Annotated in this window: 7 protein-coding genes; all 7 read left to right on the top strand. The window is 59.1% G+C overall.

Annotated elements, in window-relative coordinates:
- Window positions 1–274: hypothetical protein (locus NTW95_07730; GenBank protein MCX6557300.1), on the top strand; the 274-nt coding region annotated here is incomplete at its 5' end.
- Between the two features lie 24 nt (window positions 275–298).
- Window positions 299–799, top strand: a complete 501-nt coding sequence (locus NTW95_07725) for a hypothetical protein (protein MCX6557299.1) — start codon at window positions 299–301, stop codon at window positions 797–799.
- A gap of 71 nt (window positions 800–870) precedes the next feature.
- On the top strand, window positions 871–1,812 hold the full coding sequence (locus tag NTW95_07720) for a polyprenyl synthetase family protein (protein ID MCX6557298.1): 942 nt from the start codon (window positions 871–873) through the stop codon (window positions 1,810–1,812).
- Window positions 1,802–2,350 (top strand): class IV adenylate cyclase, encoded by a 549-nt coding sequence (gene cyaB, locus NTW95_07715; protein ID MCX6557297.1) that lies wholly within the window; start codon window positions 1,802–1,804, stop codon window positions 2,348–2,350. The genes NTW95_07720 and cyaB overlap by 11 nt, the downstream gene beginning before the upstream one ends.
- Entirely contained in the window at window positions 2,347–3,210 is an 864-nt protein-coding gene (locus NTW95_07710; GenBank protein ID MCX6557296.1) for an NDP-sugar synthase, read from the top strand. The genes cyaB and NTW95_07710 overlap by 4 nt, the downstream gene beginning before the upstream one ends.
- Before the next feature lie 60 nt (window positions 3,211–3,270).
- On the top strand, window positions 3,271–3,825 hold the full coding sequence (locus NTW95_07705) for a hypothetical protein (GenBank protein ID MCX6557295.1): 555 nt from the start codon (window positions 3,271–3,273) through the stop codon (window positions 3,823–3,825).
- The coding region (gene pyrE / locus NTW95_07700; GenBank protein MCX6557294.1) for an orotate phosphoribosyltransferase at window positions 3,822–4,278 on the top strand (457 nt) is incomplete at its 3' end. The genes NTW95_07705 and pyrE, both read left to right, overlap by 4 nt.

Below are 4,278 nucleotides of genomic sequence, written 5' to 3'. Positions count from 1 at the left end.
CGATTATTGGAAAAGACAGCAGGCCCAGCTGCAGGCGCGCATCGCGGACTTGAAGGAAGGCATCCAGAGCGAGCAGTTGGAATTGAACAAGCTTTGGTCCGATTTTTATTTAAAGAACATTCCGGCCGAGCAGAACGCCATCAAGTTGCAGATCGCCCAGGTCACCAATCAGTTGGAGCAAAAGAAGCTGTTCCTGAGCCAAACCGAAACGCAGCTGGAGGATTTTTTTGAAAACGCCAGAAAAGCCGGAGTCCCTCCGGGCTGGCTGAGGTAAATTCATCACGGCGGAGACGGCGGCATGAAGCGGATGGCGGCGATCATCGTTTCTTGGCTGTTGCTTTCCGGGCCGGGCGCGCTGCTCGGCCAGGAGCTCAACCTGGCTCTCTGGCAGCGTCGCGAGGCGGCCAGGAGGAAAGCCGCCACCCCGACCCGGCTCGTTGTCGACGATCGCAACATCGACACGTTGTCCGTGCCCGGAACGAAATACCATTTCACGCAGCTGGGCGTCGATCCGCCCGTTAACTGGGATTCCGGCTCGGGAATCTTGTTCGCGCCCGAATCGCATCGGGTCTTTTTGATCAGAAGGGAAAGGGAGATCGAGGAGGAAGTCGCCGAGGCGCAAGCCAATATCAAGCGCTATGATAAAGAGATCCATACGATCGAAATAGACATCGCCCCCTATCACCTCTGGGACAAACCGGACTATATCATGCGCAGAACGGCCGAACTGCAGCGCTGGATCGAAGGCGAGCAATTGTACATCCATCTCTCAAAAAAACGCCTCGCCGAGCTGCGCTGAGAAGACCGGACGATCCTCCAGCGGTTTTTCCCGATTGTCAAGCCGGCAGTGGGATGGTACAATGGCGCCGAATGGATTATCTAAAGATTCAGAAACCGGTTTTGCCGCTGCTCAAGACCACGGAAAAGGTCCTGGCCAGGCATATCGGCAGCGAGATCCGCCTGATATCGGAGTTGCGCCAGCGCACGCCGGTCGCCAAGGGCAAGAAAATCCGCGCCGCCTTCCTTTTCCTGCTGGCCGGAATGAACAAGACCCGTTCCAAAAGCCTGCCGGCTCTGGGGGCGGCCATCGAGATGCTGCACCTATCGAGCCTAGTCCACGACGACATCATCGATCATTCCTCCTGGCGGCGCGGCGAAAAGACCCCCAACCACCATTTCGGTGACTGCCTGTCGCTGCTCTGGGGCGATTTCCTCTTCATCACCTCCATCCGCATGCTGACCCGGGAAGGGGGCGCCGCGGCCATCGACTTGCTGGCCGAGGCGTCGCGGCAGATGGTCGAGGGGCAGGTCCTCGAGTTCGAGAACAGCTTCAACTACCGCATCCAGCGCCGGGTCTATACCACCATCATCCGCAAGAAGACGTCGAGCATGTTCGCCGGCATCGCCGCCCTGGCGGCCCGCCTGGCCGGGAAGGACGCCGCTGCCGCGGCAGATTTTTACCGCTTCGGCCAGGATTTCGGCATGATCTTCCAGATCAGCGACGACCTGTTGGACCTCTTCTCCGACCGGGCAGGCAAAAGCCGCTTCCAGGATCTGAAGGAGGGGAAAGTGACCCTGCCCTACATCCTTCTGCTGCAGGGAGGAGGCCTGCCGCTGCTCAAGCGCTTCAAGCGCTCCGCCCCTGGGCCGCTGCTGGCGCGCTGCCGCGAGCTGGGCATCCAGGAGCGCTCGCTGGCGGTGATCGACCGCTACCACCGCACCTGCTCCCGCTTCCTGCGCTCGTTCCAGCCCTCCCCGTACCGCGACTCCCTTGAAAACCTGCTGGAATTCATCCGCTACCGTGAATACTGAAAAACGGCTGGAGATCGAGGTCAAAATCAAGGTGCAACGGCTGGAACCCTTGCGCCGGGAAATCATGGGGCTGCCGGCCGTTCTCGAAACGGAACGCGCCTTCGAAAGTAACATCGTGTTCGACTCGGCGCGGGGGGAACTGCGCGAACGCGGCATGCTGCTGCGTTTGCGCCGAACCGGGGAACGCGCCGTTTTGACCTTGAAGGCGCCGGCCCAGGACGACTCCCGCTACAAGGTCCGCGAGGAAACCGAGGTGACAGTCTCTGATTTCACCGCCGCGGAAAAAATCATCGGGGCTCTCGGTTTCCGGGTATTTTTCATTTACGAGAAATACCGAGAGGTATTCAGCGCCGGCGGGGCGCGCATCATGATCGACGAAACCCCGATCGGCGATTTCATCGAAGTTGAAGGCGATCCGGAACGCATCGACGCCGTGGCCGCCCGGCTGGGGTTTACGGCGGATGATTACATCCGCGATTCCTATTACCAGCTTTTTCTCCGCTGCGGACGTCCCGGGCACATGGTTTTCGGTACGTGAAATTCTTCATCCTCGCTGGCGGCTTCGGCAAGAGGGCCGAACCCCTCTCGCTGATCAAGCCGAAAGCCGCTTTCCCGCTGAACGGCATCCCCCTGCTGCGCTTGTTGCTGGAACAGCTGCGGGCGCAGGGCTGCGCCGAAGGATTCGTCAACCTCCATCACCTGGCCGAACAGGTCATGCAGGCCGCTGGCGCCGACAGCGGCATCGATTTCATCCGCGAAAAGGAATTGAGCGGCAGTTTGGTGCTGCGCCAGGCGCTGCCGTTTTTTTCCGATTGGCTCCTGGTGGTCAACGGCGACACGTTCCTGGAAATACCGCTGTCGGCCATGGTCGAAAAGACGGCCGATCGCGCCGTCGACGGCGTCCTGCTGACCCGGCGCGACCCATGCGGCCGCTACGGCCGTTTGCGGAGCCGGGACGGCGTTTTTCTCGCCGTTTCCCCGCCGGGTCCCGGACCGGGGATGATGTATGCCGGGGCGGCTTTGTTCAGGAAAAGCGCGGTCGAAAAAATCGACGACAAGAATTTTTTTTCCAGCATCACGAAGCACCGGCTGCATTTCAGAACCGTTCCCTATGAAGGGATTTGGCTCGATGTCGGCACGCCTGAATCCTATCTGCGCGCCAATGAGCGCTACCGGGCGCATGTCGGTGAGCGGAGCGCCAATTCCCTCTCCGCCGCCGTTACGATCTCTCCGCAAGCGCTAGTGAAAAATTCGATCCTGTGGGAGCATACCCGCTTGGGGGACGGCGTGTCGCTGTGTGAGTGCATCGTCACCGGCCATGTGGCTCTGGAGAATATGGCGCTGCAAAAACGCATCATCACCCGCCGGGGAATTTTTCCGCTCGAAACGGTTGGCTGAGAAATTCCGGCGCCCTTGTTTTTTTCTTTAAAAAATATTATCATAGATGCGGGAGTCATCATGAAGGATATCAATTTGTTGATTGAAAAAATGAAAATGGTCACCAGCGCCGGCCAATCGGAAAAAACCTTCAAGTCGGTCATCGACGACATCGTCAAGTTCTACTGCGACAATTTCGAGCTGCAAACGGACGAGGTCGCCCTGCTGCTCACCGACAAGGACAATATGGTCCTCTCCTTCGCCGCCCCCGATTATCTGGTCAACTCCGGCATGATACCGATCTCTTCGCCCGACGCCTTCGCGGCCCGGGTTTTCAAGATGAATCGGGGCATGATCGAGAACAATTTCAACCAGATGAAGCACTTGCATCTTTTTGAATACATCAAGGGCCCTGGCGAAAAGGTCAGGAAGATCTGGAAAATGATGAGCACCATCCTGCGCAGCGGCGACGTCAAGTTCGGCATCATCGAACTCTCGCGCAAGGGGGCTTCCCTGCATGAGTCGGGCGAGGATTTCAGCCCGGAAAACCTCGAGTTCCTTGAAAGCTCCATTTGTGAGTTCGCCCCTTATTTCTTGAAAGTTCTCCCCGGTGATTTCAGGGGAAAACTCGTTTGAAAAACCGGCTGCGGGAAATATTGCTGGAAAAATCGGTGGTGGTCGGCCGTGAGTTTACCCTGGCCTCGGGCAAGACCAGCAATTTTTACGTCGACGCCCGCATCACCACGCTCGATTCCGAGGGCGCGGCCCTGTGCGGCAGGATCTTCCTGCAGATGCTGGAGGGGTTCCACGTCGATGCCGTCGGCGGCTACTCGATCGGCGCCGACCCCATCGTCACCGCCATCGCCGTTATCAGCTACCTAGAAAAACGCCCCCTGCCCGCTTTCATCATCCGCAAGGAGGAGAAAACCCACGGCACGCGCAAGACGATCGAGGGCAACTTCCGTGCCGGCGACCGCGTGGCCCTGTTCGACGACGTCATCACCTCGGGCGGCTCGATCATCAAGGGGGCCGGGCAGGTCGAAGCCCAGGGCGGCAAGGTCGAGGTGGTCATGGCCGTGCTCGACCGCC

The organism is Candidatus Aminicenantes bacterium (genome assembly GCA_026393795.1).
In the GTDB taxonomy this organism is placed as follows: Bacteria; Acidobacteriota; Aminicenantia; order UBA2199; family UBA2199; genus UBA2199.
This window is presented reverse-complemented; position numbering and strand designations above follow the sequence as displayed.